26 protein-coding genes and 1 pseudogene are annotated in these 22,382 nt (G+C 35.8%); 20 read left to right on the top strand and 7 right to left on the bottom strand.

Annotated features, from left to right (window positions below; translation table 11 throughout):
- Window positions 1–16 precede the first annotated feature (16 nt).
- The 4 genes from rlmD (at window position 17) to msr(D) (ending at window position 5,120) form a co-directional block, all read left to right on the top strand.
- Window positions 17–1,372 (top strand): 23S rRNA (uracil(1939)-C(5))-methyltransferase RlmD, encoded by a 1,356-nt coding sequence (gene rlmD / locus GEZ85_RS03545; protein ID WP_153209480.1) that lies wholly within the window; start codon window positions 17–19, stop codon window positions 1,370–1,372.
- Between the two features lie 391 nt (window positions 1,373–1,763).
- Window positions 1,764–1,934, top strand: a complete 171-nt coding sequence (locus tag GEZ85_RS03540) for a hypothetical protein (RefSeq protein WP_000873143.1) — start codon at window positions 1,764–1,766, stop codon at window positions 1,932–1,934.
- Between the two features lie 385 nt (window positions 1,935–2,319).
- Window positions 2,320–3,537, top strand: coding sequence for a macrolide efflux MFS transporter Mef(A) (mef(A), locus tag GEZ85_RS03535; RefSeq protein WP_000417519.1), 1,218 nt, complete (start codon window positions 2,320–2,322; stop codon window positions 3,535–3,537).
- Between the two features lie 119 nt (window positions 3,538–3,656).
- Window positions 3,657–5,120, top strand: coding sequence for an ABC-F type ribosomal protection protein Msr(D) (gene msr(D), locus GEZ85_RS03530; protein WP_000420313.1), 1,464 nt, complete (start codon window positions 3,657–3,659; stop codon window positions 5,118–5,120).
- Window positions 5,121–5,237: 117 nt separating this feature from the next.
- Here the strand turns inward: msr(D) and GEZ85_RS03525 are convergent, their stop codons facing one another.
- From GEZ85_RS03525 to GEZ85_RS03510, 4 genes are read right to left on the bottom strand one after another with little or no spacing between them, the layout of a single operon-like run.
- On the bottom strand, window positions 5,238–5,537 hold the full coding sequence (locus tag GEZ85_RS03525) for a DUF5960 family protein (protein WP_001072467.1): 300 nt from the start codon (window positions 5,535–5,537) through the stop codon (window positions 5,238–5,240).
- Window positions 5,524–5,892: a hypothetical protein gene (locus tag GEZ85_RS03520; protein ID WP_153209482.1), complete on the bottom strand. Its 369-nt coding sequence runs from the start codon at window positions 5,890–5,892 to the stop codon at window positions 5,524–5,526. The genes GEZ85_RS03525 and GEZ85_RS03520 overlap by 14 nt, the downstream gene beginning before the upstream one ends.
- Window positions 5,893–5,904: 12 nt before the next feature.
- On the bottom strand, window positions 5,905–6,240 hold the full coding sequence (locus GEZ85_RS03515; RefSeq protein WP_000806926.1) for a DinB/UmuC family translesion DNA polymerase: 336 nt from the start codon (window positions 6,238–6,240) through the stop codon (window positions 5,905–5,907).
- The gene (locus tag GEZ85_RS03510) at window positions 6,237–6,482 is read right to left on the bottom strand and encodes a hypothetical protein (RefSeq protein WP_001813542.1); all 246 of its coding nucleotides are present in this window, start codon (window positions 6,480–6,482) and stop codon (window positions 6,237–6,239) included. The genes GEZ85_RS03515 and GEZ85_RS03510 overlap by 4 nt, the downstream gene beginning before the upstream one ends.
- Before the next feature lie 406 nt (window positions 6,483–6,888).
- Between GEZ85_RS03510 and GEZ85_RS03505 the strand changes: the two are divergent.
- From GEZ85_RS03505 to GEZ85_RS03475, 7 genes and pseudogenes are all read left to right on the top strand, one after another.
- Window positions 6,889–7,068: pseudogene (locus tag GEZ85_RS03505) on the top strand (hypothetical protein); the annotation flags it as partial.
- Between the two features lie 272 nt (window positions 7,069–7,340).
- Window positions 7,341–7,904, top strand: coding sequence for a DUF3990 domain-containing protein (locus tag GEZ85_RS03500; RefSeq protein WP_153209484.1), 564 nt, complete (start codon window positions 7,341–7,343; stop codon window positions 7,902–7,904).
- Window positions 7,901–8,113: a hypothetical protein gene (locus GEZ85_RS03495; protein WP_033680325.1), complete on the top strand. Its 213-nt coding sequence runs from the start codon at window positions 7,901–7,903 to the stop codon at window positions 8,111–8,113. The genes GEZ85_RS03500 and GEZ85_RS03495 overlap by 4 nt, the downstream gene beginning before the upstream one ends.
- Before the next feature lie 349 nt (window positions 8,114–8,462).
- On the top strand, window positions 8,463–8,873 hold the full coding sequence (locus GEZ85_RS03490; protein WP_037619229.1) for a thrombospondin type 3 repeat-containing protein: 411 nt from the start codon (window positions 8,463–8,465) through the stop codon (window positions 8,871–8,873).
- A gap of 47 nt (window positions 8,874–8,920) precedes the next feature.
- Window positions 8,921–15,145: a DEAD/DEAH box helicase family protein gene (locus tag GEZ85_RS03485; protein ID WP_194251507.1), complete on the top strand. Its 6,225-nt coding sequence runs from the start codon at window positions 8,921–8,923 to the stop codon at window positions 15,143–15,145.
- 75 nt (window positions 15,146–15,220) lie between these two features.
- On the top strand, window positions 15,221–15,505 hold the full coding sequence (locus GEZ85_RS03480) for a DUF5962 family protein (protein WP_125448109.1): 285 nt from the start codon (window positions 15,221–15,223) through the stop codon (window positions 15,503–15,505).
- 13 nt (window positions 15,506–15,518) lie between these two features.
- Window positions 15,519–15,815 carry a DUF5966 family protein gene (locus GEZ85_RS03475; protein WP_153209488.1) on the top strand — a complete coding sequence of 99 codons (297 nt, stop codon included), beginning with the start codon at window positions 15,519–15,521 and terminating at the stop codon, window positions 15,813–15,815.
- Between the two features lie 13 nt (window positions 15,816–15,828).
- Here the strand turns inward: GEZ85_RS03475 and GEZ85_RS03470 are convergent, their stop codons facing one another.
- Window positions 15,829–16,026: a hypothetical protein gene (locus GEZ85_RS03470; RefSeq protein ID WP_153209491.1), complete on the bottom strand. Its 198-nt coding sequence runs from the start codon at window positions 16,024–16,026 to the stop codon at window positions 15,829–15,831.
- A 159-nt stretch (window positions 16,027–16,185) separates the two neighbouring features.
- On the opposite strand from GEZ85_RS03470, the gene GEZ85_RS03465 reads away from it, so the two are divergent.
- From GEZ85_RS03465 to pezT, 9 genes are all read left to right on the top strand, one after another.
- On the top strand, window positions 16,186–16,827 hold the full coding sequence (locus tag GEZ85_RS03465; protein WP_153209493.1) for a peptidylprolyl isomerase: 642 nt from the start codon (window positions 16,186–16,188) through the stop codon (window positions 16,825–16,827).
- Between the two features lie 9 nt (window positions 16,828–16,836).
- A complete protein-coding gene (locus GEZ85_RS03460) occupies window positions 16,837–17,922 on the top strand; it encodes a toprim domain-containing protein (protein WP_153209495.1) in 1,086 nt (361 codons plus the stop codon).
- 50 nt (window positions 17,923–17,972) lie between these two features.
- Window positions 17,973–18,206 (top strand): DUF5965 family protein, encoded by a 234-nt coding sequence (locus GEZ85_RS03455; RefSeq protein ID WP_153209497.1) that lies wholly within the window; start codon window positions 17,973–17,975, stop codon window positions 18,204–18,206.
- Window positions 18,203–18,586, top strand: coding sequence for a DUF5945 family protein (locus GEZ85_RS03450; protein ID WP_153209499.1), 384 nt, complete (start codon window positions 18,203–18,205; stop codon window positions 18,584–18,586). The genes GEZ85_RS03455 and GEZ85_RS03450 overlap by 4 nt, the downstream gene beginning before the upstream one ends.
- A gap of 36 nt (window positions 18,587–18,622) precedes the next feature.
- Window positions 18,623–18,898 (top strand): hypothetical protein, encoded by a 276-nt coding sequence (locus GEZ85_RS03445; RefSeq protein WP_153209501.1) that lies wholly within the window; start codon window positions 18,623–18,625, stop codon window positions 18,896–18,898.
- A gap of 81 nt (window positions 18,899–18,979) precedes the next feature.
- Entirely contained in the window at window positions 18,980–19,612 is a 633-nt protein-coding gene (locus GEZ85_RS03440) for a DUF3990 domain-containing protein (protein WP_153209503.1), read from the top strand.
- The gene (locus GEZ85_RS03435) at window positions 19,603–19,830 is read left to right on the top strand and encodes a hypothetical protein (RefSeq protein ID WP_000301902.1); all 228 of its coding nucleotides are present in this window, start codon (window positions 19,603–19,605) and stop codon (window positions 19,828–19,830) included. Before GEZ85_RS03440 ends, GEZ85_RS03435 begins: the two co-directional genes overlap by 10 nt.
- Window positions 19,831–19,982: 152 nt before the next feature.
- Window positions 19,983–20,459 (top strand): type II toxin-antitoxin system antitoxin PezA, encoded by a 477-nt coding sequence (gene pezA, locus GEZ85_RS03430; protein WP_000579623.1) that lies wholly within the window; start codon window positions 19,983–19,985, stop codon window positions 20,457–20,459.
- Window positions 20,459–21,229 carry a type II toxin-antitoxin system toxin PezT gene (gene pezT, locus GEZ85_RS03425; RefSeq protein ID WP_322741425.1) on the top strand — a complete coding sequence of 257 codons (771 nt, stop codon included), beginning with the start codon at window positions 20,459–20,461 and terminating at the stop codon, window positions 21,227–21,229. The genes pezA and pezT overlap by 1 nt, the downstream gene beginning before the upstream one ends.
- 237 nt (window positions 21,230–21,466) lie before the next feature.
- Here the strand turns inward: pezT and GEZ85_RS03420 are convergent, their stop codons facing one another.
- Window positions 21,467–21,910, bottom strand: a complete 444-nt coding sequence (locus tag GEZ85_RS03420) for a transposase (RefSeq protein WP_153209505.1) — start codon at window positions 21,908–21,910, stop codon at window positions 21,467–21,469.
- 193 nt (window positions 21,911–22,103) lie between these two features.
- A partial coding sequence (locus GEZ85_RS03415; protein WP_474104137.1) for an Rgg family transcriptional regulator occupies window positions 22,104–22,382 on the bottom strand: 279 nt, incomplete at its 5' end.

The following is a 22,382-nucleotide window of genomic DNA, read 5'->3' as shown; positions in this document are numbered from 1 at the left end:
ATAGAAAGAGAAGAGAATGTTAAAGAAAAATGATATTGTAGAAGTTGAAATTGTTGATTTGACCCATGAAGGTTCAGGCGTGGCCAAGGTGGATGGTTTGGTATTTTTTGTAGAGAATGCTTTACCGAGTGAAAAAATCCTTATGAGGGTTCTCAAGGTCAATAAAAAGATTGGCTTTGGGAAGGTTGAAGAATACCTTGTCCAGTCACCACACCGTAATCAAGATCTAGATTTGGCTTACCTGCGTTCAGGAATCGCTGATTTAGGTCATCTTGCCTATCCAGAACAACTCAAATTTAAAACTAAGCAAGTCAAGGACAGTCTATACAAGATTGCTGGAATTGCAGATGTAGAGGTTGCTGAAACTTTGGGTATGGAAAATCCAGTCAAGTACCGTAACAAAGCACAGGTCCCTGTCCGTAGAGTGAATGGTATCTTGGAAACAGGATTTTTCCGTAAGAATTCCCACGACCTCATGCCACTGGAAGATTTCTTCATCCAAGATCCTGTGATTGATGAGGTAGTAGTAGCTCTACGTGACTTGCTCCGTCGTTATGACCTGAAACCTTATGATGAAAAGGAACAAGCTGGCTTGATTCGAAACCTTGTGGTACGTCGTGGGCATTACTCAGGACAAATCATGGTTATTTTGGTAACAACCCGTCCAAAGATTTTCCGTGTGGAACAATTGATTGAACAATTAATCAAGCAGTTCCCAGAGATTGTGTCTGTTATGCAAAATATTAATGACCAGAACACTAATGCTATTTTTGGTAAGGAATGGCGTACGCTTTATGGTCAAGACTATATTACCGACCAAATGTTGGGAAATGACTACCAAATCGCTGGTCCCGCTTTTTACCAAGTCAATACTGAAATGGCGGAGAATCTCTATCAAACAGCTATTGACTTTGCAGCATTAAAATCAGATGATGTGGTTATTGATGCCTACTCTGGTATCGGGACGATTGGCCTCTCTGTTGCGAAACATGTCAAGGAAGTTTATGGTGTTGAAGTGATTGCAGAAGCGGTTGAGAATAGCAAAAAGAATGCTCAGCTGAACAATATTTCAAACGCCCACTATGTCTGTGACACAGCTGAAAATGCTATGAAGAATTGGCTCAAGGAAGGTATTCAACCAACCGTTATCTTGGTTGATCCTCCACGCAAGGGCTTAACCGAAAGTTTTATCAAGGCAAGTAGCCAAACAGGAGCTGATCGCATTGCCTATATCTCATGTAATGTCGCTACTATGGCGCGTGATATCAAACTCTACCGAGAATTGGGATATGAATTGAAGAAAGTCCAGCCGGTTGATCTTTTTCCACAAACGCACCACGTGGAGTGTGTTGCTCTGCTCGTAAAAACCTAGAAACCTTTGAATGAAAGGGATAATGAAAAGCCTTGATTGCAATGCTTTTTGTATTGGAGTGGGGAAGTATCAGAGTGAGAAAATTTTTGGAATGAATAGAAGTGATAGCTAGAAATTATCAGTTTCTATTTCCATTTACCCTGTGGGTACGTGTTTGTTTCCATTGACAAGGAGTTTGTGGGAATAGAAATGTACCCACCTTGTTTGAATCAAGTGAAGTGTAGTTGAAGGAAATCTGTTGAAAGCAATACTTCATTTTACCGAATAAGTAATAATTTAGGCAACTTCAAATCGATTAAAAAAAACTATTTTAAAGGTTAAGAGTAGACAAAAATTGTCCACTCTTTTTTGCAAACTCAATTTATCAATAAATGAAATGAGGGAATGTAAAATGAAATATTTTGAGGTTGAGTTAGAAAATCCTGATGAATTTTTAAAACTACAAACAGAAGATTTTGTGAAAGCTAATCGCTTGCTACTAAGGAAGATAATCCAGAGCGTTACAGTCTATGAAGAAAACTTCGTCATATCCTTTAAATCTGGCATCGAATTGGAAGTATGAGTCTCATTCCATAACTTTTATATTGAACATATCATCTTGTTGTGTTATACTATAAATTGATATAAACAAAGATGTAGGAGGAACCGAAACTATGACAGCCTCAATGCGTTTAAGATAAGCTGGCAATAAAAAAAGCAGAATCTATACCCGATGATAGGCTTTTTTGTTGTGCTTATTTATACGATATTGAGCATTCATTAGTTACGGTGAGGATATTGGTTATTTAACTATACCTTTATTTAACTATGTCTTTAATATGAATGTTTCCAAATTGTATGTATGCAGACCAAAAGCCACATTGTGGGGTTTGGCCTGCATTTTTTATTGCCTAGAATGCTATTCAAAATAGAAATTCAAGCAAAATAATATGCAGGAGATAATATAAATGGAAAAATACAACAATTGGAAACGAAAATTTTATGCAATATGGGCAGGGCAAGCAGTATCATTAATCACTAGTGCCATCCTGCAAATGGCGATTATTTTTTACCTTACAGAAAAAACAGGATCTGCGATGGTCTTGTCTATGGCTTCATTAGTAGGTTTTTTACCCTATGCGATTTTGGGACCTGCCATTGGTGTGCTAGTGGATCGTCATGATAGGAAGAAGATAATGATTGGTGCCGATTTAATTATCGCAGCAGCTGGTGCAGTGCTTGCTATTGTTGCATTCTGTATGGAGCTACCTGTCTGGATGATTATGATAGTATTGTTTATCCGTAGCATTGGAACAGCTTTTCATACCCCAGCACTCAATGCGGTTACACCACTTTTAGTACCAGAAGAACAGCTAACGAAATGCGCAGGCTATAGTCAGTCTTTGCAGTCTATAAGCTATATTGTTAGTCCGGCAGTTGCAGCACTCTTATACTCCGTTTGGGATTTAAATGCTATTATTGCCATCGACGTATTGGGTGCTGTGATTGCATCTATTACGGTAGCAATTGTACGTATACCTAAGCTGGGTAATCAAGTGCAAAGTTTAGAACCAAATTTCATAAGGGAGATGAAAGAAGGAGTTGTGGTTCTGAGACAAAACAAAGGATTGTTTGCCTTATTACTCTTAGGAACACTATATACTTTTGTTTATATGCCAATCAATGCACTATTTCCTTTAATAAGCATGGAACACTTTAATGGAACGCCTGTGCATATTTCTATTACGGAAATTTCCTTTGCATTTGGGATGCTAGCAGGAGGCTTATTATTAGGAAGATTAGGGGGCTTCGAAAAGCATGTATTACTAATAACAAGTTCATTTTTTATAATGGGGACCAGTTTAGCCGTTTCGGGAATACTTCCTCCAAATGGATTTGTAATATTCGTAGTTTGCTGTGCAATAATGGGGCTTTCGGTGCCATTTTATAGCGGTGTGCAAACAGCTCTTTTTCAGGAGAAAATTAAGCCTGAATATTTAGGACGTGTATTTTCTTTGATCGGAAGTATCATGTCACTTGCTATGCCAATTGGGTTAATTCTTTCTGGATTCTTTGCTGATAAAATCGGTGTAAATCATTGGTTTTTACTATCAGGTATTTTAATTATTGGCATTGCTATAGTTTGCCAAATGATAACTGAGGTTAGAAAATTAGATTTAAAATAAACAATATTGGAGGAATATTTATGTATCTTATTTTCATGTAACTCTTCCTGCTAAAATCGCAGGGTTTTCCCTGCATACAAGCAAATGAAAGCATGCGATTATAGACAGGAGGAAATGTTATGGAATTAATATTAAAAGCAAAAGACATTCGTGTGGAATTCAAAGGACGCGATGTTTTAGATATAAATGAATTAGAAGTATATGATTATGACCGTATTGGTTTAGTAGGAGCAAATGGTGCTGGAAAAAGCACTTTACTCAGGGTACTTTTAGGAGAATTAACTCCCCCAGGATGTAAAATGAATCGTCTGGGTGAACTTGCCTATATTCCCCAGTTGGACGAAGTAACTCTGCAGGAGGAAAAAGATTTTGCACTTGTAGGCAAGCTAGGTGTTGAGCAATTAAATATACAGACTATGAGCGGTGGTGAAGAAACAAGGCTTAAAATAGCACAGGCCTTATCGGCACAGGTTCATGGTATTTTAGCGGATGAACCTACGAGCCATTTAGACCGTGAAGGAATTGATTTTCTAATAGGACAGCTAAAATATTTTACAGGTGCACTGTTAGTTATTAGCCATGACCGCTATTTTCTTGATGAAATAGTAGATAAAATATGGGAACTGAAAGATGGCAAAATCACTGAGTATTGGGGAAACTATTCTGATTATCTTCGTCAGAAAGAGGAAGAACGTAAGAGCCAAGCTGCAGAATACGAACAATTTATTGCGGAACGTGCCCGATTGGAAAGGGCTGCGGAGGAAAAGCGAAAACAGGCTCGTAAAATAGAACAGAAGGCAAAAGGTTCTTCAAAGAAAAAAAGTACTGAAGACGGAGGGCGTTTAGCTCATCAAAAATCAATAGGAAGTAAGGAAAAAAAGATGTATAATGCTGCTAAAACCCTAGAGCACAGGATTGCGGCCTTAGGAAAAGTAGAAGCTCCGGAAGGCATTCGCAGAATTCGTTTCAGGCAAAGTAAAGCATTGGAGCTCCATAATCCATACCCTATAGTCGGTGCAGAAATTAATAAAGTATTTGGGGATAAGGCTCTGTTTGAAAATGCATCTTTTCAAATTCCGTTAGGAGCAAAAGTGGCGTTAACTGGTGGTAATGGAATCGGAAAAACAACTTTAATCCAAATGATCTTAAACCATGAAGAAGGAATTTCTATTTCGCCTAAGGCAAAAATAGGTTACTTTGCACAGAATGGTTACAAGTACAACAGTAATCAGAATGTTATGGAGTTTATGCAGAAGGATTGTGACTACAATATATCAGAAATTCGTTCAGTGCTAGCATCTATGGGGTTCAAACAGAACGATATTGGAAAAAGTTTATCTGTTTTAAGCGGTGGAGAAATTATAAAATTGTTGCTTGCTAAAATGCTCATGGGTAGATATAACATCCTAATAATGGATGAACCCAGTAACTTCCTTGACATACCAAGTTTAGAGGCTTTGGAAATACTAATGAAGGAGTACACCGGAACTATCGTGTTTATCACCCACGATAAACGATTACTCGAAAATGTAGCAGATGTAGTTTATGAAATTAGAGATAAGAAAATAAATCTGAAACATTAAATTTAAGGTAGTCGCTGGTCAGTATAGTCTGTTCTGGTTGGCGACTCCATTGTTAAAGAGTATAAAGACTTTAGATTTTATGAATATTAAAAATAGGAACAGTCAATTGAACTGCTCCTATTTTTCTGCTAAATATATTGTAGTTTTCTTATATGTATAATGATAGATTAGCGGATTCTCATCTACGGTACTTACTTCAAATATGAAGAAGTGATCGCGGTTATCTCTGGACTTTTCCTTATTGAGGACAAAGTAATTCTTACGTGAAGTCGCCATTGTTTTTAGGATATCATCAGTTAGGAAGGTCAATGGAATATTCATGTTAGAGTAGCGGTAGAAGTCACGTTCAAAATCTTGGTAGCTCTCGCTATAATAGTCCATTTGTAGGTGATTACGCTGAAACTCAAGCTGATTCATAGAGCACCTCCTCGACAAGTTCAATACTAATAATGTCTTTTAATTTCAAATTGATGTGACCTGTTGTAGTTTTTATCAAAATGAAATCCTTATTCAGACTTGGTATTGTTCCAGTGTGGGAAACACGCTTGTTTTTTTCAATCACTTGAATGCGTGTGTGTAGCTGCCCAGCGTATACTTGACTGAGGAGTAATAATTTCTTCTCCATTGACAAATCTGACATGTACGTTACTTTGTTTGTATCATCAGAGAGTGCTGATGTATGCTCAGATAGGAAAAAGCCCATCCATTTTTGCATCTTTGTATCCTGGTACTCTCTTGCTGATTGAAATGGTAAATATGAACGGTCAATCATATCAAATCCTTTCTATGCAGAGGCAAGGGTATTTTTATCAAATTGAATCGTAAAACCTTGAATTCCCCCACCTGTGTAACATTCTTTAAAGCGATTGATTACCTCAGTATAGATTATCACAGATGAGCTTGTTGGCTTAATGCTAAATGTAAATTCCAATGGTAATCGGTTTTCAGATTTAGCATGTACTAGTCGTATCGATATTTCAGTTGTTTTGAGTTTTCTCTGACGAAGTTTTGAAGTTGCTGTTTCAACGATTCCATGTAAAAATCTTTCAAGCATTTCAATATCATTACATCCTTTGCTACGGATTTCTGAAAATTGTACTGTATTTTTTTCTTGTTTCATTTTAATCCCTCCAATCCACCCGCGGAATGACCACCGATAAGTTTACTGCGTTCAATATTTCTGGAACCTTCAGTTAGGACGGTTCCTTTTTGTATGGCTAAAAAACCAAACTGTTCTCTGACAACATCAATAGCTGTCTGAAGTCTATTATCTTTTTCAATTTGTTCTACATCATCAAAGAGTGATAGTAGAGTATAGCTTTCATCTACGAAGCCACTATAAGATACACCAATTTGTCTCACTGCACCAGAGGTGTATTTTTTCGGAATAATACAAGTACATGACTCACCATTGTTTTGGGGAGATTTGCGGGTTCAATTTTATTCTGAGCATTTATAGATTTTTTCATCTCAGTCCTAGAATAGCCAATATGAATAGAAACGACAGTAGTCAATACTAGGGCTACTGTTCCGTTCCACAGTATCATTTAAAAATCATTTTCACACCCTTTCGTCTATTAGTATAGAAGAAAGCTCTCAGCACACGTGGAGTGTGTTGCTCTGCTCGTAAAAGCCTAGAAACCTTGGAACGAAAGGTGTTAAGAAAAGCTTTTTAGGTAAGGCTTTTTCTTATGTGCTGATGAAGTATCAGAGTGAGAATACAAGTTGAGTATCTTGATGTGATAGCCTGATAGGATGTCAATCTATTGTAAGGCAAGCAGATAGGGATTTGTATGATATCACTTTGTGCTTGCTTGCTAAAGAGTTTGATGAGAGTATTGAAGATATGTTTGCGAGGATTGGGATTAAACGTTCTACAGGTTTCTATCGCTTGCCAAAAGCTCGTAATCTGGTGGCAGCACTACTGAGAGAAATTAATCTGAAATAGTGTTTTTACTTGACACCAGTATCGTTTCTAGTCTAATTTAATTAGAAGTAGTCGGAGAGTAATACCGACTCTAAAAAGAAAATACTCATCAGGAGATTCCGTGCCTTACTGGAAGTTTTAAAGGGTTGTCTGCAGGCAATCCTATTTTTTAGTGATAATAACAACTATGTATGAAATTTTATCAAATTGCTACTAATTATTTGAATATGCTCTGTGATGAAATTTATAAAATAGTACGTGCATAAATTATAGTAAAATGATATAATTAATTTATGGAAGAGTTAAGCTTTAGTAATCAATTTAGCAACACAGCTGTTTGGTATCACGGAACGACATCTACTCAGGTTCCATCTTTAAAAGATGGAATAGATGTTTATCATAGTAAACGGAACTGTGATTTTGGTATAGGATTTTATGTGACATCTAAATTTGTTCAGGCTGTTAAATGGGCTCAGCGAAAAACAAAAGATGAACTTCCTTTTAATCCAAACGTAAAGCCTGTTGTTTTAAGTTATCAGTTTCAAGATTCTAATGATGTTGAAACGAAGATTTTTGAAATTGATAAAGAATACTTTCAGTTTGTTTATAAAAATAGATTGGAGTTAGACGCTAAGGCTGGAAGTAATATTCATAATTTTTCAGCAGTATTTGGCCCAGTTCTTGATGGTCAAGTTACTCGTTTGAAAGTCACTTTAGATGACTATTTCAAGGGAGTAAATTCCTTAGAAAAAACCGCTGATATTCTTTTGGGAAAATATCAGGGTGATACACAACTTTGTATATGTGATCAAAAAATTGCAAATAAACTAATCTTAGTTGAGGAGGACACGATATGATTTTGACAAATGAAAAACAAGCTCTTAGAGTTGAGGTAGAACAGTTTTTACGGAAGAATTATCGCATTACTCCTGATACTGTTTCTTCTGTCACAAATGTTGTATTGAAGAATTGGTTTGAAGAGTTGGATAATGGAGGCTCTCATTTGACTTCAGACCTTATCGCTGATAATATCGCGGATATTGCAAAACGTTACTCAGTACATTAATAAGTAATTTGAGTTAGGTTTATCAAATCCAAATCTTTCTTTATATTCTCAAAAACGGTTCATTACCATATTAGGTAATGAACCGTTTTTTGTGTACGACGGGCATGTCGTGCATCTGACGTGTAAGTCCTCCGTGGGCACCCGCGAAAAACGTGGACTGGTTTCGTGTTTGGATTATTACCTTGAACGACATGCGTTAAAAGTTAGTTGAACCGCCGTATGCCGAACGGCACGTACGGTGGTGTGAGAGGGGCTAGAGATTATCCTCTACTCGATTTGTGATATTTCTTTCAAGGAATATTTGGTAGGATTGGAGTGAAAAAAGATTAACTAGGAAAGAAGGAAGTATATGGAAGCCATTTATCAACGTGATTCGGATCAAGATGGACTAACTGATGCTCAAGAATTAGCGCTAGGAACCAATCCTCTTAGCGCAGATTCTGATGGTGATGGTCGTTCAGATTTAGTGGAAGTAGAAGAAGGAACCAATCCCTTAGAAAAGGATTTACAAGACATAGACCAAACAAGTATAACTGAACCGTCTTCAGTATTTATGGAAATGAAACAAAAGATTTCAGATATGATGGAGAGTCACTACAAGGAATTTATACAGGCTCTGATTAGTATTGAAACAGGGATTGAAAACCAACAAGACCTAGAAGACTTATATACTTACTACATGAGAACAGATGCCGTTTCTCTTTTGTCTAGTGATTTAGAAACCAGTCCTCAAGAGGTTGAAATGGAGATAGAGTTGTAGGGGAATCATGTGATTCTCCTATTTTCGTATAGATGAAAGGAGCGAGTATGGAAGTAATGCAATTATTGGCTATGTTTCGTGGAACGATTCCAAAAGATAGGGAGAAAATGGACCTATTTCTTCGTTATCAAGCGCAACATTTTGATGAGAAATGGCAGGACTTGGTAGAGAGTTTTTTGGCTGAAGAGAGCAAGATAGAAGAGATACCTCATGTCTATTCGTTTCATCAAGATATTATTTCTTTCCTAGAGGCCAGTTCTGAAAATAATGACCAAGATTTAGAAAGTTACACAAGAAGTTTTGGACAAGCGGGTCTAGATAAATTATCTCAATTAAGTAATTTTGAGAAAAACTTGGTGCTAGAAGTCGCAACCTATAACCTTTCCACTCGATTTTACATCCAATCTGAAAAAGAGAAGTTAGAACCATTAAGTGAGCTTGTATTTCATCAGAATCAGGATGTCAATTTAGTCAATGTCTATCGGGTTGCGAATAATCTATCTGACCGTGTTAGTAGAGATATAGAGGAATTTCTTCTAATGGTTGACTCAAAAGAGCTTAAAAAAGAAGTTCTTGAGATTCATTTTGAAGAAAAAGAGGGAGATGTTCTAGCTTATTTGGGTTCTGAATTAGTGGCTACTTTAGATACCGTGACGGATCTTGTCCATCATGAAGAAAACTACCAACAACTCCCACTGACACAAAAGCTGAAGATTATTACTCATTTTGATGATGTAAAAGCTAGAAGCGAAAAGTCTAATCAAGTAGAGGAAGTTTTATCTCCTTCAAGTGGTATTGAACAGGAAACGGAAGAAACGAACTCTTTTTCTAATGTCGATAAAATTGTAGAAGAAGCTTTGAAGGAATATCCAATCGGTTCACAAGTAAGTTATAAAGGACAAGTATTTCAGTTGGTTTCGATTGAAAATGCACAGTTAAATGACTTAGTTCGCCTAGAGTTATTCAATGATTCCAACCAGTTATTTGAAGAGAATCCTATCTTATACTTGAACACTTTGGAAGAGATTGAACAAGTATTGTCTCTCGTAGAACTTGAAAAAGAAGATTCAGAGATTGAGATTGATTCATCAAGTAAAAGTCAGGAAATAGATTTGTTTTCCTACCTGGAAGAAGAAAATGAAAATGAAAAGGATAAGGACAAGGAAACAAAACCTTTAATTTCGGGTATAAAAGAGACGGATGTCCCTGTTCAAGATTTTGTTTTTCCAGATGATTTAGAGGACTTTTATCCTAAGACAAATCGAGAAAAGATTGAAACGAATATCGCCGCAATTGAACTTGTTAAAAGATTAGAAAAAGAGGGACGACAAGCAAGTCCAGAAGAACAAGAACTACTAGCCAAGTATGTTGGATGGGGTGGTCTTGCCAATGAATTTTTTGATGAACTCAATCCAAAGTATGAGGCAGAACGTTTAACTCTTAAGAGCTTAGTAAGTAAATCAGAATACTCTACCATGAAACAAAGTTCTCTCACAGCCTATTATACAGACCCGATGATTATTCGCCAGATTTGGCAAAAGTTACTGGATGATGGTTTTGAGGGAGGAAGAATTTTAGATCCTTCTATGGGGACTGGGAACTTCTTTGCGGCGATGCCTAGAAGTATACGAGAGAAATCAGAACTCTATGGAGTTGAATTAGACAGTGTGACAGGCGCAATCGCAAAACAACTTCATCCCAATACTCATATTGAAGTGCGAGGATTTGAAGAAGTTCCCTATCAAAATAATAGTTTTGATTTAGTCTTAACGAATGTACCATTTGGAAATTTTCGCATTGCAGATAAAAATTATGATAGACCTTATATGATTCATGACTACTTTGTCAAACACTCACTTGATTTAGTAAGAGACGGAGGACAAGTTTCGATTATCTCATCTATTGGCACAATGGATAAGCGGACGGATAATGTCTTACAAGAGATTAAATCGAGCACTCATTTTTTAGGGGGAGTTCGTTTGCCGGATACGGCTTTTAAAAAGATTGCAGGTACTCGAGTGACCACAGACCTCCTCTTCTTTCAAAAGGACCAAGCAAAGAATCTTCATGAGGAGGAGCTTGTCTTTAGTGGCTCTATTCCCTTTGAGGAGGATAAGCGTGTCTGGATCAATCCTTATTTTGATGGGAAATACAATACACAAGTTTTGGGTGAATATGAGGTACGCAATTTTAATGGAGGAACTCTCAATGTTAAGGGGGAATCAGAAACATTCACTACTGACATCATGGAAGCATTAGAGAATGTGGAGGCACCTAAACCAATTGACAATTCTTTGAAAGAACCTGTTTTTATCCAAGAAAAAGTGGATCATTCTATCCCAAGTCGTATTCGTGAGAACTTAGCGCTCTATTCTTTTGGATATGAGGGAAATCAAATTTATTACCGAGATACACATGGCATTCGGAAAAGTTCAAAAGTAGACGAAATTAGTTATTATGTAGACGAGAAGGGAGAGTTTAAAGCTTGGGACAGTTCTTTGTCTGAACATAAAATAGACCGATTCGTGCAACTTCATTTGACTGATGAGGAAGCACTAGATGTTTACAAGTCAGAAGAAGCGAGTAAAAGGGGGAAATATAAGGGACTGTTCAAAAAAACTGTCTTTTATGAAAGTCCCTTATCGGATAAGGATATTAGTCGCATTAAGGGCATGGTTGATTTGAGAGAGACCTATCAATCCTTAATTGAAATTCAACGTCATCCAGATTATAGTCGAACAGATTTTCAGGTATTACTTAGTAAACTCAATCGTGACTATGACCGTTTTGTAAGTCAATTTGGATACTTGAATGCGTCCGTTAATCGGAACTTATTTGATAGTGACGATAAGTATTCCTTACTAGCTAGTTTAGAAGATGAATACATTGATTCTAAAAGTCAGAAAGTAAAATATAAAAAATCTTTAGCTTTTGAGAAAGCATTGGTTAGGCCAGAGAGAGTGATTGCAAGAGTATCAACGGCTTTAGATGCCTTAAACTCTAGTTTATCGGATGGTAGAGGGGTTGATTTAGACTATATGGTATCAATTTATCCCGAACATAGCCTAGCTGCTATTTTAGATGAGTTAGGAGACCAGATTTTAATGGATCCAGAAAGCTATTTAAGAGGAGAAAGAAAATATCTTTCTAAGAACCAGTTTTTATCAGGAGACATTCTCAACAAGATAGAAGTAGTTCAACTATTAGTGGAGGAAAACAATCAAGAATGTGACTGGACTCATGCTTTAGATTTGTTAGAATCTGTTCGCCCTCCAAGGATTCATCTGGCAGATATTGAGTTTAAAATAGGGTCACGTTGGATACCTCAATCCGTTTATGGAAAATTTGCCTTTGAATGTTTTACTAATCGTGAATTTGAATTGTCTTCGCCTGATGTGGAACAAGTCATTGAAGTGAATCCTGTCGATGGCCAGGTTCATTTAAGGACATCATTTGCTTATCGCTATCCAAGTGCCAAAGATAGTAGTCTTGGAGTCAGTGGGTCACGTTATGATACAGGAAGAAAGATTTTTGAGAATTTACTAAATTCAAACCAACCGACGATTACTATGACTGTTACGGAAGGAGAAAAGAAAAAGACTATCACAGATTTGGAAAAAACCTCTGTTCTAAGAGCAAAAGAGCAGCATTTACAAGAGCTCTTTCAAGATTTTGTCTCACGGTATCCAGAAGTTCAACAAGTCATTGAGGAAAGCTATAATCGTCTTTATAATCGAACGGTTAGTCGAGAGTATGACGGTAGCCATCTAGTCATTGATGGCTTGGCACAAAACATCAGTCTTCGTCCTCACCAAGAGAATGCCATTCAAAGAATCGTAGAAGAAAAAAGAGCCTTGTTAGCTCATGAGGTAGGTTCAGGAAAGACCTTGACCATGCTTGGTGCTGGGTTTAAATTAAAGGAGTTGGGGATGGTTCATAAGCCCTTGTATGTGGTGCCCTCTAGTTTGTCTGCTCAATTTGGCCAAGAGATCATGAAATTTTTCCCTACTAAAAAGGTCTTTGTGACCACTAAGAAAGATTTTGTGAAGGCGAGAAGAAAACAATTTGTATCACGTATTATTACAGGAGATTACGATGCCATTGTCATTGGGGATTCTCAATTTGAAAAAATCCCTGTCAGTAAGGAAAGACAGATGAACTATATCGAGGATAAACTCAATGAACTACGAGAGATTAAAACACATTCTGAAAATAAGTATACCGTTAAAGAAGCAGAGCAATCAATAAGTGGTCTAGAGAAACAATTGGAAGAACTCCAACGCTTTAATCGTGATAGTTTTATTGATTTTGAGAACTTAGGAATTGATTTTCTCTTTGTGGATGAAGCACATCACTTTAAAAATATTCGTCCAATTACTGGACTTGGGAATGTAGCAGGGATTACTAATACAACTTCTAAGAAGAATGTGGATATGGAAATGAAGGTTCGACAGATTCAGGAAGAACATGATTTTAAAAATATTGTCTTTGCGACAGGAACACCTGTTTCCAATTCTATTAGTGAGTTATATACTATGATGAACTACATTCAACCAGATATCTTAAAACGCTATCAAGTTGATTATTTTGACTCTTGGGTAGGTGCTTTTGGAGAAATTCAAAACTCTATGGAATTAGCTCCTACAGGGGATAAGTACCAACCTAAGAAACGATTTAAAAAGTTTGTCAATCTACCTGAGTTGATGAAAATCTATAAAGAAACAGCCGACATTCAAACACAAGATATGTTGGATTTACCTGTACCAGAAGCCCATATTATCCCTATTGAGAGTGAGTTAACTGAAAACCAAAAACTCTATTTAGAAGAATTAGTTATGAGGTCAGATATGGTCAAATGTGGAACAGTTGATCCGAGCCAGGATAACATGTTAAAAATTACGGGTGAGGCACGGAAACTAGCAATTGATATGCGTTTATTGGACTCTAGTTATAGTCTAGCAGACAATCATAAACTGCTTCAGGTAGTGGATAATGTTGAAAGAATTTATCGTGAGGGAATGGAAAATAAGGCTACTCAGATGATTTTTTCAGATATTGGAACACCTAAGAAAAAGGACAATGGCTTTGATGTTTATTCTGAGATTAAGGCTTTATTAGTGGATAGAGGAATCCCTAGTAAGGAAATTGCCTTTGTACATGATGCCAATAGTGATGAAAAGAAGAATAGCTTGTCTCGAAAGGTCAATGCAGGAGAGGTGCGGATTCTTCTTGCCTCAACTGAAAAAGGAGGAACAGGTTTAAATGTTCAGAGCAAGATGAAAGCAGTTCATCACCTGGATGTCCCTTGGAGACCAAGTGACATTCAGCAACGCAATGGACGGATTATCCGACAGGGAAATGAAAACAAGGAAGTGGATATTTACCACTACATTACTAAAGGTTCGTTTGATAATTATCTATGGGCAACTCAGGAGAACAAACTCCGTTATATTAAGCAGATTATGACTTCTAAGGAGCCGATTCGTGCTGCAGAAGATATTGATGAGCAGACCATGACAGCTTCTGATTTTAAGGCACTAGCAACAGGTAATCCTTATCTCAAGTATAAGATGGAATTGGAGAATGATCTAACCCTATTAGAAAATCAAAGACGCGCCTTTCAACGCAGCAAGGATCACTATCGTCATACAATCTCTTACTGTGAAGAAAATATACCCATTCTTGAGAAACGATTAAGCAAGTATGATGGAGATATTCAACAGTCTGAAATATCGAAAGACCAGGCATTTTCTATGACAGTAGGCAAGCAAGTTTTTGAGCAAAGAGCTGAAGCAGGGGAATCCCTACACCGTCTTATCCGTCATAATCAAGCCGACAGCAAAGAATTTCGTACCCTAGCAAACTATCGAGGATTTGACATTAAAATGCTTAGTCTTCCAACAAATCAACCTCTTCCTGAAACCTTCTCTGTTAAGATTGTAGGAGAAAATCAGTATTCTGTCAGTTTAGATTTGTATTCTCCTTTGGGGACAATTCAAAGGCTTCAGCATACGATTGATCACATTAAAGAGGACCAAGTGAAAACTCAGAACTTATTGGATGAATTAAAGGATAAATGGACTACTGCTAAGGTAGAAATTGAGAAAAATTTTCCAAAGGAAGAGGACTATCAAACAAAAAAGGCCGAATACGATATACTCGCGCCATTGATTGAAACAGAAACGGATTTAGATATTATTGATCAGGCCTTAAGACAATTCCACGAAAAAGGAAACGAAAAGCAAGAACAACTTTCTTTTGAATTAGATTAAAAAAATAGATACAAATAGCGGACAAGAAAAGAAAAGCGCGGTAGAATAAAGATAGAAAGAAACGAGGTAACGATTATGATGGAAGATACCTATTATCAATTAGAGGAGGCCTTGGTACAGGGATTTCAAACGCCTGAAGAATACCAAGCCTACAAGGAGCTAAAGGAACATTATGAGGAAGTGACAGGCGATTACAGTTTTTCTAAACGAGAACTCACTAGTCAATTGGAAATCTCTCTTCAGAATCATCGAGGTGTGGACTTTGAAGAACATGAAAAAGAGGAGTATTTGGACTTAGTTCAAAAGCTAGAGGAATTTGATTCCTCTCTTGCCGCCCATTATCGTCAGTTGATTGACTAGAAAGGAGAAAGTCATGAATGATTTACTCCTTATCCCAGTAATTTTTTTAGCAGTAGGAGGAATTCTCATTCTTTTATGGAGACTCTTTCTTATTGCCAGTGGACTTTTTCTGATTGGTTTTGTCAGTTTTCTTATTTTCGTGGAGGGCTATGGAATATATTTGTTCTTTACTGAACCGACTTTATACTTTGATGATATCAGACAACATGGTTTAACTAGTTTTACGGCTGTGTACCTTTTCATCAATCTGATGTTGGTTCTAGGATTCAGTTGGCGTTTCATAAACTCCAAAACTAAGGAAAGTATGTAAACTTGTTAGATAGTTAAAAAACTTTATCTGAATCTAAATTCGGATAAGGTTTTTTATTAGCCTTGATTCTTTCATATACATCATAGCTAAATTGGAGTAATAATTTATGAAAATCATTATCCTCACTATTATTACTTGTATTTATGGCTTGTTTATGGCGTTCAATATGAGAAAGAGCTCTTCTCAAATTTTCTTCTTTTAAATTTTTCATAGTTACATTATAAGATGAAGACATCTAGTTTTGATTTTTTTCTCTGAACTGTACGATTTTGCGCCTGAAATGTAGGAATCACCTTTCGTTAAGGTGTGATAAAACTTACAAGTCCTTTTTGTTATTCTTGACCTAGTTTTTATAGAAAGAAGGTCTAAGATGTTAAATAAAGTCAAAACTAAAGCATTAATTAGTGTTGGAGCAGTGGCTGCAACTAGCTTTATTCTCATGATGGGATATACTGCTGGTCAACATTCTACTGCTAAACAAAGTCGCAAAGAAATCGAATTGGCTGCAGCTAAACTTGTAGAGGACAAACAAGCAGAAGATAAAGCCAGCATTTTGTCATCAGATACTGTAAAAGAATTTTTGACTCAGTACTATACGAAAGAAAAGCTCGGAGAAAATAATACACGTATTCAACCTTATATGACTGAATCGGCTTATTCTCAAGAATTGTCAAGTCAAAATGATGCCATGAACCAAGTGTATAAGGATTATATTTTGGATTATCATTTTGAAAAAGCTGATATCTTTGTCAATCAGACTACGAATCAAGCTATTGCCATGGTCTCTTATAATGTAACCTATGTATCTGATTTAAAGAATGCCAACCAATCAAAGACTAATCAGACAGAAACAAGAACAGTTAAGTTATCCTATTCTAAACTGCCTGGTAAGTTATTGGTCAATCAAGTACAGGTTTGGAAATCTGGGTTAGATGATTTAGATAAGGGAACTCCTAAAACTTTAGAAGAATCATCATCTATTCCATCACTGCCAAATACTACAACAAAATGATGATATTGCATGGAAATAGAAGAATGTAAGCAAATTTCAATTCTTGATGTAGCCAATCGTTTAGGTATCTCGTTTAAACAAGTTTCGAGCAGTGTCTATGAACATCCTGAACACGATTCATTCCGGATTTTTTCAACTACCAATACTTTTAAATGGTTTTCAAGAGATATTCAAGGTGATGTCATTGATTTTGTTCGACTTGTTCAGGGAATTTCCTTTAAAGAAGCTCTAGCTTTTCTTTCTGAAGAACCTTTTCAAAAAGAAGTTGTTCAAGAAAAAAGAGAGAGACCATTTTATTATCCTTTAAAGAGAGTAGAAGATTCTAACTGCAGTCTAACTAGATATTACTTAACAGAATGTAGAGGAATCTCAGAAGAAATCATACAAAAGATGATCCAACAAGGTTTGATAGCACAAGCTAGCTGGAAAACAAATGAAACAGTTGAACCTGTTATTGTTTTTAAAAGCTTTGATCATCGTCACAAGCTGCAGGCGGCAAGCTTACAAGGGATTTATAAGAATCCCGCTCTTTCTAGAGAGAGGTTAAAAACGATTCTAAAAGGAAGCCATGGACATGTTGGAATATCCTTTGACATTGGTAAACCAAATAGATTGGTCTTTTGTGAATCGTTTATCGACTTGATGAGCTATTACGAACTTCATCAACAAAGTTTATCAGATGTTCGTTTGGTATCTATGGAGGGATTAAAAAGGTCTGTTGTGGCTTATCAAACTTTACGACTGATAGCTGAAGAAAATCAGAAGTTGGAATTCTTAGATACAGTAACACCTTCAAAGTTATTGCCTTTGTTCAATACAATTCGTGATACCACTACCTATTTTGATAATCATCCTGATTTATTGACACTTGCGGTAGATTGTGATGATGCAGGAAAAGATTTTTCTGATAAGTTATCTCAATCAGGCTTTCCTGTTTTCCTGGATTTTCCTGATAATGAATCAGGGAAAGAAAAAGTAGACTGGAATGATGTCCTTAGAGAAAAGAAATCAGATTTACAATTGATGATCGAGACTACAAAAGAGACATTGGAGAATCAACCAGTAAGACAAATCTCTCAATGTTTAGAATTGTGATAACAAAATCAAGATGTTTTAGCTAATATTAAAATGAAGGAGGATCGTATATGACCATTATTGAACGCCTAGAAGAAAAGGTCACTAGGCAAGAAAACAAGGTAGCAAGAGAGTCAGAAAAACTAGCTGCTTACAAAGAGCAACTGGAGACAGCGATGTTTGCGACGTTCAAAAGGCGTCAAAGCATCAGTCACATGAGTTTTGAAGAAGCTCTTGACCATGCCTTCGGTAGAGAAAGACAATTCGATGATTCTGAATTTAGAAAGGATGAAATGAGTGAATGACAAAAAATTGGAATTTTAATCAACCATTAGAAAGTAAATCAGAAAATCAAGAAGATCCAGATAAAATTGCGGCCTTATTTGGAAATCATCAAGGAGGTAATGATGTAAACTATGAAGTAGCTTTTCAAAAGCGAAAACAAGCACCTGTGACGGAATCAAATCCTAGTTCTAAACCTAAAGTTACAGAGGTTAGAACAGGAAAAGAGATAGATATCACTACAAGTTATCAGCAACATCTTAAAAGACTGATTGCAGATAACAATAGCGATATTCAAAGTAGTCAAAAGAAAATTGAAGAGCTACATATTTTGATTGACACAAAGAATAAAGACAATAAGAAATTGCAGTCCATTTATGATGCGATTTCCGAATTACACTAAGCAGTCTTAAGAGGCTGCTTTTTTGAGAGGTTATAGATGCTTACAAAATTTTTTAAGAAAAATCAAGACAATAGTGATATATTTAAGAAGTTGATTCATAGATTATCTGGTATGCCTGTCCAAGATCTTGAAAAAATAGACCGACTGTTAGATATCATTTTCACTCCAAACCAAGAAACAGAACAACTAAAAACAGAAGTAACTTATAGAGAAGAAACTTTGGACGACACATTAAAGGAAGCTAAGAATCAACTTCATAAGGAACAATTGGAGAAGAATTTAGAGAGATTTAGGAAAGATGGAAGGAAGTGAAACGTTTTATAAAATTTTCTTTTACTTGAATAAAGTCTTGTGTTATACTTTTAGTATAGACTAGAGAAGGAAGTAAATATTTTGGAGTTGACTACCAAGCAGGAAAAGCAACTAGGTCAGACGCAATGGTTTCATGCGACATTGTTCCGACATTTAGAATCCTTAAAAAAAGGAATCGATGTTCAATTTAATTTAGGGAGTGAGCTAGACTTTGGACCTGGTTTCTATATTACGCCTGACTTTGAACAAGCTAGAAAATTTATTAACAAGCAAGTTGAAGTATTAAATCGAAGCACCTCTAATAATAATATTTTTGACTCAGAAGAAGAAGTAGGAATTATAGTAGAATTTCGTATTTCAAATTTTGTAGAAATTTTTAAGAACCCTGACTATCATTGTCACTATTTTGCAAAACATAAAAAGTCAGAGTCAGATTTAGATTTTGCGGAATTTGTAGTTCAAAATCGGGAAAATCCAGATGAATTACAACACCATTTTGATTTTATCTATGGTGTTCAGACTGATGACAATCCAACCCAAGCTTTAGCTCGTTTTCGTCAGAATGAAATTACAAAAGAAGAAATGCTTGCTGAGTTTAGAAAACCCTATTCTTTTAAACAATTATCCATTCACAACCAATCTTTTTGTGATATAATGAAAATAGAGAAAGTTTATCAATCAAAGACAGGAGAGGAGTTACAAAAATGGCAGTAGTATCGTTGGAAAATAATATTAAACTATATAGTTCAGAATTATTTCAAGCACTATTAAAAGCCTCTAATTATAAATTGGATGAGCGTATTGCTCAGACTGTTGCAGAAGGCTATGCTCGTAATCTAGATTATTCTGATCCTGAACTGATGCATGTTGGTGTAACTTCGGTTGCTAACAACCTGCTTACAAAAATTAAACAAGAGTATTTTATTGTATAGTATTTTGAAAAGCCACCGAAAAAGGAATTACTCTTTAAGGTGGCTTTTTTAGAAGTAAAGTTTAGGCTAGAAAAACAACAAAAAACGCACCAATTTTGGTGCGTTATGCTTTTTTATGCTATAATTGAATTATAAAAATAAAGGAGTTTGCCATGATTGGAAAGAACATAAAATCCTTACGTAAAACACATGAATTAACACAACCCGAATTTGCCCGAATTATAGGAATTTCTCGAAATAGCTTGAGTCGTTATGAAAATGGAACGAGTTCAGTCTCTACCGAATTAATAGACATCATTTGTCAGAAGTTTAATGTATCTTATGTCGATATTGTAGGAGAAGATAAAATGCTCAATCCTGTTGAAGACTATGAATTGACTTTAAAAATTGAAATTGTGAAAGAAAGAGGTGCTAATCTTTTATCTCGACTCTATCGTTATCAAGATAGTCAGGGAATTAGCATTGATGATGAATCTAATCCTTGGATTTTAATGAGTGATGATCTATCTGACTTGATTCATACGAATATCTATTTAGTAGAAACTTTTGATGAAATAGAGAGATATAGCGGCTATTTGGATGGAATTGAACGTATGTTAGAGATATCTGAAAAACGGATGGTAGCCTAGTGGAAATCCAAGATTATACTGACAGTGAATTCAAACATGCTCTAGCACGGAATCTTCGTTCACTGACAAGAGGAAAAAAGTCCAGTAAGCAACCTATAGCGATTTTGCTCGGAGGGCAAAGTGGTGCCGGTAAGACTACAATTCATCGTATTAAACAGAAAGAATTTCAAGGAAATATTGTTATCATAGATGGAGATAGTTTTCGTTCTCAGCATCCACACTATTTAGAACTTCAGCAAGAATATGGCAAAGACAGTGTTGAATACACCAAATATTTTGCAGGTAAAATGGTAGAGTCTTTAGTAAGAGAATTGAGTCATTTGGGATACAATCTTTTGATAGAGGGAACTTTACGAACTATTGATGTTCCAAAGAAAACAGCACAACTCTTGAAAAGTAGGGGATATGAAATACAATTAGCCTTGATTGCGACAAAACCTAAGCTGTCCTATCTGAGCACCCTTATCCGATACGAAGAACTACACGCTATCAATCCAAATCAAGCACGCGCAACTCCAAAAGAACATCATGATTTCATTGTAAATCATCTAGTTGATAATACACGGCAGTTGGAAGAACTATCTATCTTTGAAAGAATTCAAATTTATCAACGAGATAGAAGTTGTGTATATGATTCAAAAGAAAACGAAACTTCAGCAGCAGATGTTCTTCAAGATTTACTATTTGGAGAATGGAATCAAGTTGAGAAAGAAATGCTTAAATCTGGAGAAGAAAGATTGAAAGATTTAACTAATAGAAATGATTGTTAGATTACGAATTTTATAATATAGTCTATTTAGGATTGAAAAAAGTCTTTAAAATCAGAAAAACGCATAGTATCAGGTGTTGAAAAACTTGATATTATGCGTTTTCTGGTAGGAAGATTTACTCCAGTTTCTTCAGGAATTGTTTTTTGACAAAACTTTCTATTTAATAAAAACACCAAAAATAGCATAAAAAATCTCTTGCTATTCTATACTGTAATTGAAATTTTTTTAGTTTTAGCGTTAGAACTGTTTCCTTAGTCCTAGCGCCTTTTTTTGATAAGTATGCTTGGTGGAGAGTAGTTTGTAAACGATTCTGAGAATCTTAAGAGCATAAGCAATAATCGCCTTCATCTTGCTTCCTCTTTGGAAAATTCGATTGTAAAAAGAAGAAAAAGCTGGATCCTTAGAATGTTGTGCTGCAATTAATCCCGACATGGTCCAAGCCTGTTTGATATAGCGATTTCCTTGCGTAATGTGTGAGGATTTTTTAATGCCAGCACTTTCATAAGATCCTGGGCAGAGTCCAACCCATGATGCTAAGTGTGCATCGGATGGAAAGGCTGTAACAGTTGGTCCAATCTCAGCTAGAATAGTGGCGGCACAGTTTTCACTCACACCAGGAATGGTTTGAAGTATCCTGTTTTCCTCAGGGGAACTCCTTTTCGATGTAGTGTTGAATCTCATCGCTCAATTTTTCAATGAGTTCCTGATACATCTAACATTCCTCTAAGCTTTGGTCTAAGAGGAAACGGTCTTCTAGTGACAACTTTCCTTCCATCGTTTCAACGAGTTCCTCTGGACTTGCTTTCACTCGATTCTGGCACTTCATTTTACAACAGGGAATTTGATATATCTTTAAAACGATATCATTTAACAATTAAGTTGATAAATCTAGTTTAAATCTCCGGTTTAATTTATTTATTATGTCCCTATCATTATATTCCTTAAATATTCTCATAGCTTTGGAACATTCTTTTTTACCTAACTCTACTTGATTCGTTTTTATGAGATAAATACCTTTTAAAAAAAGTAAATAATTCTTTTCAAAATAATATCCTTGTCTGGTCAGTAAATTTTCTAAATCATCTATAAAAAATTGAGCATTATCTAACAAATTATTTTTTAATAATAATTCTAAATTAAATAAATATAAAGG

Source organism: Streptococcus mitis (assembly GCF_009496205.1).
GTDB lineage: Bacteria > Bacillota > Bacilli > Lactobacillales > Streptococcaceae > Streptococcus > Streptococcus mitis_BN.
Note: the sequence above shows the minus strand (reverse complement) of the source record. Positions and strands in the feature narration are given on the sequence as shown.

What these genes read in the sequence shown, in the direction of transcription:
- rlmD (WP_153209480.1), top strand. Translation starts at nt 17, where the DNA reads ATGTTAAAGAAAAATGATATTGTAGAAGTTGAAATTGTTGATTTGACC.
- GEZ85_RS03540 (WP_000873143.1), top strand. Translation starts at nt 1,764, where the DNA reads ATGAAATATTTTGAGGTTGAGTTAGAAAATCCTGATGAATTTTTAAAA.
- GEZ85_RS03525 (WP_001072467.1), bottom strand. Translation starts at nt 5,537, where the DNA reads ATGAATCAGCTTGAGTTTCAGCGTAATCACCTACAAATGGACTATTAT.
- GEZ85_RS03520 (WP_153209482.1), bottom strand. Translation starts at nt 5,892, where the DNA reads ATGATTGACCGTTCATATTTACCATTTCAATCAGCAAGAGAGTACCAG.
- GEZ85_RS03515 (WP_000806926.1), bottom strand. Translation starts at nt 6,240, where the DNA reads ATGAAACAAGAAAAAAATACAGTACAATTTTCAGAAATCCGTAGCAAA.
- GEZ85_RS03500 (WP_153209484.1), top strand. Translation starts at nt 7,341, where the DNA reads ATGGAAGAGTTAAGCTTTAGTAATCAATTTAGCAACACAGCTGTTTGG.
- GEZ85_RS03495 (WP_033680325.1), top strand. Translation starts at nt 7,901, where the DNA reads ATGATTTTGACAAATGAAAAACAAGCTCTTAGAGTTGAGGTAGAACAG.
- GEZ85_RS03490 (WP_037619229.1), top strand. Translation starts at nt 8,463, where the DNA reads ATGGAAGCCATTTATCAACGTGATTCGGATCAAGATGGACTAACTGAT.
- GEZ85_RS03485 (WP_194251507.1), top strand. Translation starts at nt 8,921, where the DNA reads ATGGAAGTAATGCAATTATTGGCTATGTTTCGTGGAACGATTCCAAAA.
- GEZ85_RS03480 (WP_125448109.1), top strand. Translation starts at nt 15,221, where the DNA reads ATGATGGAAGATACCTATTATCAATTAGAGGAGGCCTTGGTACAGGGA.
- GEZ85_RS03475 (WP_153209488.1), top strand. Translation starts at nt 15,519, where the DNA reads ATGAATGATTTACTCCTTATCCCAGTAATTTTTTTAGCAGTAGGAGGA.
- GEZ85_RS03470 (WP_153209491.1), bottom strand. Translation starts at nt 16,026, where the DNA reads ATGAAAAATTTAAAAGAAGAAAATTTGAGAAGAGCTCTTTCTCATATT.
- GEZ85_RS03465 (WP_153209493.1), top strand. Translation starts at nt 16,186, where the DNA reads ATGTTAAATAAAGTCAAAACTAAAGCATTAATTAGTGTTGGAGCAGTG.
- GEZ85_RS03460 (WP_153209495.1), top strand. Translation starts at nt 16,837, where the DNA reads ATGGAAATAGAAGAATGTAAGCAAATTTCAATTCTTGATGTAGCCAAT.
- GEZ85_RS03455 (WP_153209497.1), top strand. Translation starts at nt 17,973, where the DNA reads ATGACCATTATTGAACGCCTAGAAGAAAAGGTCACTAGGCAAGAAAAC.
- GEZ85_RS03450 (WP_153209499.1), top strand. Translation starts at nt 18,203, where the DNA reads ATGACAAAAAATTGGAATTTTAATCAACCATTAGAAAGTAAATCAGAA.
- GEZ85_RS03445 (WP_153209501.1), top strand. Translation starts at nt 18,623, where the DNA reads ATGCTTACAAAATTTTTTAAGAAAAATCAAGACAATAGTGATATATTT.
- GEZ85_RS03435 (WP_000301902.1), top strand. Translation starts at nt 19,603, where the DNA reads ATGGCAGTAGTATCGTTGGAAAATAATATTAAACTATATAGTTCAGAA.
- pezA (WP_000579623.1), top strand. Translation starts at nt 19,983, where the DNA reads ATGATTGGAAAGAACATAAAATCCTTACGTAAAACACATGAATTAACA.
- GEZ85_RS03420 (WP_153209505.1), bottom strand. Translation starts at nt 21,910, where the DNA reads ATGAGATTCAACACTACATCGAAAAGGAGTTCCCCTGAGGAAAACAGG.